The organism is Clostridium sp. UBA5119 (genome assembly GCF_002414285.1).
In the GTDB taxonomy this organism is placed as follows: Bacteria; Bacillota; Clostridia; order Clostridiales; family Clostridiaceae; genus Clostridium_J; species Clostridium_J sulfidigenes.
Genome location: NZ_DHYX01000090.1, coordinates 1,381 through 6,344 on the forward strand (window position 1 = coordinate 1,381; position 4,964 = coordinate 6,344).

General features: G+C 28.2%; 7 protein-coding genes. 1 reads left to right on the forward strand and 6 read right to left on the reverse strand.

Annotation, left to right across the window (positions count from 1 at the left end; all coding sequences use genetic code 11):
* The first annotated feature begins 147 nt into the window (after positions 1 to 147).
* A complete protein-coding gene (locus B2671_RS13835; protein WP_035130799.1) occupies positions 148 to 807 on the forward strand; it encodes a type II toxin-antitoxin system VapC family toxin in 660 nt (219 codons plus the stop codon).
* Between the two features lie 113 nt (positions 808 to 920).
* On the opposite strand, the gene B2671_RS13840 is transcribed toward B2671_RS13835, so the two are convergent.
* The 6 genes from B2671_RS13840 to tmk all read right to left on the reverse strand — a co-directional run bounded on the left by B2671_RS13840 (position 921) and on the right by tmk (position 4,830).
* Positions 921 to 1,583: a LysM peptidoglycan-binding domain-containing protein gene (locus B2671_RS13840; protein ID WP_346870930.1), complete on the reverse strand. Its 663-nt coding sequence runs from the start codon at positions 1,581 to 1,583 to the stop codon at positions 921 to 923.
* Between the two features lie 139 nt (positions 1,584 to 1,722).
* Positions 1,723 to 1,926, reverse strand: a complete 204-nt coding sequence (locus tag B2671_RS13845; RefSeq protein ID WP_150846184.1) for a heavy-metal-associated domain-containing protein — start codon at positions 1,924 to 1,926, stop codon at positions 1,723 to 1,725.
* Between the two features lie 10 nt (positions 1,927 to 1,936).
* A complete protein-coding gene (locus tag B2671_RS13850; RefSeq protein WP_346846915.1) occupies positions 1,937 to 2,845 on the reverse strand; it encodes a stage 0 sporulation family protein in 909 nt (302 codons plus the stop codon).
* Positions 2,846 to 2,847: 2 nt separating this feature from the next.
* Complete coding sequence (locus B2671_RS13855) at positions 2,848 to 3,783, reverse strand: DNA polymerase III subunit delta' (protein WP_346870931.1); 936 nt, start codon at positions 3,781 to 3,783, stop codon at positions 2,848 to 2,850.
* A 70-nt stretch (positions 3,784 to 3,853) separates the two neighbouring features.
* Entirely contained in the window at positions 3,854 to 4,183 is a 330-nt protein-coding gene (locus tag B2671_RS13860) for a cyclic-di-AMP receptor (RefSeq protein WP_346870932.1), read from the reverse strand.
* Between the two features lie 20 nt (positions 4,184 to 4,203).
* Positions 4,204 to 4,830: a dTMP kinase gene (tmk, locus tag B2671_RS13865; RefSeq protein ID WP_346870933.1), complete on the reverse strand. Its 627-nt coding sequence runs from the start codon at positions 4,828 to 4,830 to the stop codon at positions 4,204 to 4,206.
* Positions 4,831 to 4,964 lie beyond the last annotated feature (134 nt).

A 4,964-nucleotide genomic window follows, 5' to 3' on the forward strand; every position in this document is an offset into this window, starting at 1 on the left:
CTAAGAACTCTGTTTATATTATTACCAGTATCAATAGGAATATACAGTTGTATTTAATTTATTACTTAAGTAGTAGTAATAACTAATAGTTTAATTTAATATAATACAATAATCATTCAGTATAATCAATTAAGAAAGGTTTGCATTATGGAAATATTATTTTACCCCTTTTCATCAATAGATTTTCAATCAAGTACTTCTATATTGTTAGATGCATCATTTCTGTTAAGTTTAGTTTATGATGATGATATAAAACATACTGAATGTATAGAAGTATTCAGAATATTACTCAATAACCAGTGCAAACTTTTAGTTACAAATATAATTTCTGCTGAAGTTTTAAATCAAATTATGTATAAAATATTTATGATAGATATACGTCACAAAATTGATAAAGAAAGCGCGTTTAATTCTCAAACAAATATAAAACAAATTATATCATCCTTTAGTAAATATGACAGAAAAATTATAAAGGATAAAAGAATAGATAAGCTAAGAGAAATTCCATATAAAAAGTATTTTGATAACCTATCTAAAAACAGTTCTAAAAGAGATCTTCTAAGTATTTATTATAAGACTGCTGTAACCATGCACAATCAACTTGAAAACACCGTTAAATACGAATATGTTGAAATAAATAAGCTCTGTATGAGTAAGACTAAAGAAATAATGATTAAAAACCTATTGTCTATAAATGATGCTACTCATATAGCTACTTGTATATGTCATAATATACATTATTTATTAACTCTAGATAGTGACTTTGTTTATGCCAATTGTGATTCTGTTAAAATATTAAAAATATAGCCATGTAGTATTTCTACATGGCTATATTTCAGCCTATAAACCCTTAAAACTGTTTTATAGGCTATGGTATTACTTCAGATATCTCCTTAATCTAAAGTTAATTTATTCATATATTATTTATTAGGTATACATAACGTGTCTTCAACTTTTATTGTATTCTCATTTAGGTTATTATGTGCTTTAATTAATTCAATTCCATCCATTATATCCATATTGGATAAATACTCCTTAGATATGCTAAATAATGTATCGCCTGATTTAACAACATACTTAATGTGATCAGTATGTTCTGCTGCATTAGCTGAAGCTACCTCTTCTGATTTTTGGTCTGATTTTTTTTCTCCTGTTACCAATGAAGTTTCATAAGATATAATAAGTTTTTGTCCTGATGAAATAATATCATCTTTACTCATATTATTCCTTGTTAATATTTCTGCAACTACTTCATTTGGGTCAGAGCTTGGCATATAAGTTCTAGCTATACTATAAAGTGTATCATTAGCTTTTATTGTATAGTATCCTTCTTTTACTTCTTCCATACCTGTATCTTTTTTATCTTCTTGTTCTAGTGTAGTTTTATCATTGACCTTTGTGCTATCAGTATTCTCTTTATTTTCATTTATAGCTTCATTAGTCTTTGAGTCAGTGGTTGTAGCTGGTTTGTTACTAGTTTCTTTATTTTCATCTTTATTTCCTATATAGCTTACAGAAAAAAATATTCCACCCAAAACAATTGCACAGCTTATAGCTATTATTATTTGTTTTTTAAATTTCATAATTAACACCTCTCTATATTTTAATACTACTATTTAAATAATTAACAAATTTATATAAAATATACATGTTTAATTAATTTTGTTTATTTTTATGCAAAAAAAATCCTTGTAGCTTTATATCTACAAGGATTCTGAATAATTATATAACTGTGTAACCACTATTCTCTATGGATTCAATTATATCATCTATGTTTATAAAATAATTGTCATAAACAATTTCTACTTCTTTTTTAGCTTTGTGTATTCCACAGGCTATAACCCCTTCATTGGCGGATATGGCATTCTTAACTCTTGTAACATCTTTACTTGTAACCATATCACAAACTTTAAGTGTGGTCTTCATATCCTTCCTCCTAATTTTCTTTAAATAGCTCTTTAATTAGTGTAGGGTCTTCAGCTTGATTTTCTAATTCCTTTAAATCAATTTCATTAATTATATCTTCATAGCTACCAGATATTAATGTTAAATCATTTATACTAACTACTTTAATATCATCTTCACCATCTTTTATGTTTACTTTTACTTTTACCGCCTCTTTAACTACACTATTAGAAACTACTTCTCCTTTTCCATAGCATGTATCTACTATAGAACCTACCTTAGGTAATCTTTTTCTTATCCCTTCATATGTTTCTTGCTCATAATTTAAACAACACATAAGTCTTCCACATATTCCTGATATTTTAGTCGGGTTTAAAGACAGGTTTTGTTCCTTTGCCATTTTTATTGATACTGGGGCAAATTCACCTAAAAATGTAGAGCAACATAGACTTCTTCCACAAGGTCCAAGACCTCCAGTCATCTTAGCTTCATCCCTAACTCCAATTTGTCTTAATTCTATTCTAGTTCTAAAAATTGATGCCAGATCCTTAACTAATTCCCTGAAATCTACTCTACCATCTGCTGTAAAATAGAATATTACTTTATTATTGTCAAAAGTATATTCTACATCTATAAGCTTCATAGTTAAATCATGAGCCTTTATTTTCTCAAGACATATCTTAAAAGCTTCTTCTTCCTTTTCTTTATTAGTTTTATTTGCATTTATATCTTCCTCCAAAGCTTTCCTTATTACATTCTTTAAAGGAGCTACAATTTCACCTTCTCTGAGTTCCTTCATGCCAACTACACACTCACCAAACTCAATTCCTCTTGCGGTTTCAACAACTACAAAGTCACCCTTTTTTATATCCAAATCACCAGGATTAAAATAATATATCTTACCTGCTTTTTTAAATCTTACTCCTATTACTGTTATCATATTTAAACCTCCTGCATTCTCAAAACCATCGTTATAAATGCCAATGACGAGTTTACATTATTTTTTAAAGTTTTTCTTGTATCATCTATAACTTTAATCATACCATTTAATTTACTTAATGAAAATATATTAACTAAATCTTTAATATCTGATATTTTATCAATATTTATTATAAGCTCTTCATCTCCAACTTCTTTATAAATAATTATATCTCTTATTATAGTTATAATTACATCTAAAATTTCCTCTTCCATATTTCTATTATCATTAAAAAACTTTTCATACAATAAAGAGGTTTCATAATCTTTATCCTTAATTTTATATATAAGTTCAAAAATTGTATTTCTTATTAAACTAAAATCCTCATTTTCTATTAAACTCTCTGCTTTTCCTGGTATTCCTTTTGCAAAAGAAATAGCCACTAACATCTTATTTTCTTCAATTTCTGTGTATCTATTCTTAAGAAATAAAATCATCTCTTCCTTTGATAGTGGTTTTAGTTTATGTATGCCACACCTGGATTTAATTGTATCCAACATGCTTTCTAATTCTTCACACAATATAAATATATAAACATTAGCCGGTGGTTCTTCTATAGTCTTTAAAAATGCATTTTGTGCTTGAAATGTAATCTTATCACCGTTGTCTATGATAATAACCTTTCTATCCCTCTCAAAAGGTTTCTTATTACATTCTTCTATAATACTCCTAATAGTATTCACTCCTATAGATACTTTTCCCTTATCTAAAGACCATTTAATTATATCTACATGTTCTCTTACTTCATCTATTCCTAAGAGCTTTGATGCTATAAATTTAGCTAAGACACTTTTCCCTATACCTTTTTCTCCAACTAGTATATGAGCATGAGTAAATTTATTATTATTAATTGCTTCAATTAAGCTATTTCTTATATTTTCATGACCTATCATACTCATTTGCTCCTTCCTATATAATAAATAATGTACAATAAGTTTAACCTATTGTACATTATTTTACTTAAATATATTATACTCTTAAAAACTTATCTACATCAACAACAAATATAGTAGCACCACCTATATTTACCTCTACAGGATACGGAACATATACTCCTGTAGATCCAGCAACCGGAGAAGGTGATGATATAAGTTGTTTTCTAACTTTGCAGATTTCTTCTATATATCCTAAAACAGTATCAACTTTCTCTACCTCTACACCTATCATTAATGTGGTATTTCCAGCTTTTAAAAATCCACCTGTAGTTGCAAGCTTTGTAACCCTTAACCCATTCTCTGTGAAGATATCGATTAAATCCATAGCATCGTCATCTTGAACTATCGCAATTATTAATTTCATATAATACCCCTCCTAAATATTTATTTATGCTCTATATAGGATTCAACTCTATTTACTATGTCCCTATGAATATTTTCTATAGAGTCATCTCCATTTATTAATTCTATTTTATCATAAATACTACTAATTTTTGAATATCCTTCAAAAACTTTTTTATGAAAATCCATACCAACATTCTCAAGTCTATCTAATTCCTGTTGATTTTTCTTTCTTTCAATTCCTTTATCATATGGAATACTTATCATAAATACTAAATCCGCTTCAAGTCCGCCTAAAGCACAATCATTTATAGATTTGACAGTGTCTATTCCTAAATCTCTAGCAATTCCTTGATAAACTATAGATGAATATACAAATCTATCACATAAGACTACCTTCCCTTGAGCAATTGCAGGCTTTATTACTTCTTTTATAAGTTGAGCCCTCGCCGCAGCATATAGTAAAGCCTCACACATGTTATCCATTTCTTGGTTAGCATTATCTAAAATTACCTCCCTAATTTTTTCGCTAATTTTAGTTCCTCCAGGTTCTCTCGTCCTTATAACTCCAATACCCTTATCCACAAAATATTTCTCTAATAATTCTATTTGTGTAGATTTTCCACTACCATCTGGCCCTTCTAATGCTATTAATAACCCTTTATTCAAAAAACTTACCTCCAAACTTATCTTTTCCTATAGTTTTTATCCGATGACTCTCAGCTCTAATCCCCCTCATCTTCAAAAGGGGTAAAGAGTTGCTACGTTACTAGATAACGATTTCTAAGCTTCAAAGAAGCTAA

What these genes read in the sequence shown, in the direction of transcription:
- B2671_RS13835 (WP_035130799.1), top strand. Translation starts at nt 148, where the DNA reads ATGGAAATATTATTTTACCCCTTTTCATCAATAGATTTTCAATCAAGT.
- B2671_RS13840 (WP_346870930.1), bottom strand. Translation starts at nt 1,583, where the DNA reads ATGAAATTTAAAAAACAAATAATAATAGCTATAAGCTGTGCAATTGTT.
- B2671_RS13845 (WP_150846184.1), bottom strand. Translation starts at nt 1,926, where the DNA reads ATGAAGACCACACTTAAAGTTTGTGATATGGTTACAAGTAAAGATGTT.
- B2671_RS13850 (WP_346846915.1), bottom strand. Translation starts at nt 2,845, where the DNA reads ATGATAACAGTAATAGGAGTAAGATTTAAAAAAGCAGGTAAGATATAT.
- B2671_RS13855 (WP_346870931.1), bottom strand. Translation starts at nt 3,783, where the DNA reads ATGAGTATGATAGGTCATGAAAATATAAGAAATAGCTTAATTGAAGCA.
- B2671_RS13860 (WP_346870932.1), bottom strand. Translation starts at nt 4,183, where the DNA reads ATGAAATTAATAATTGCGATAGTTCAAGATGACGATGCTATGGATTTA.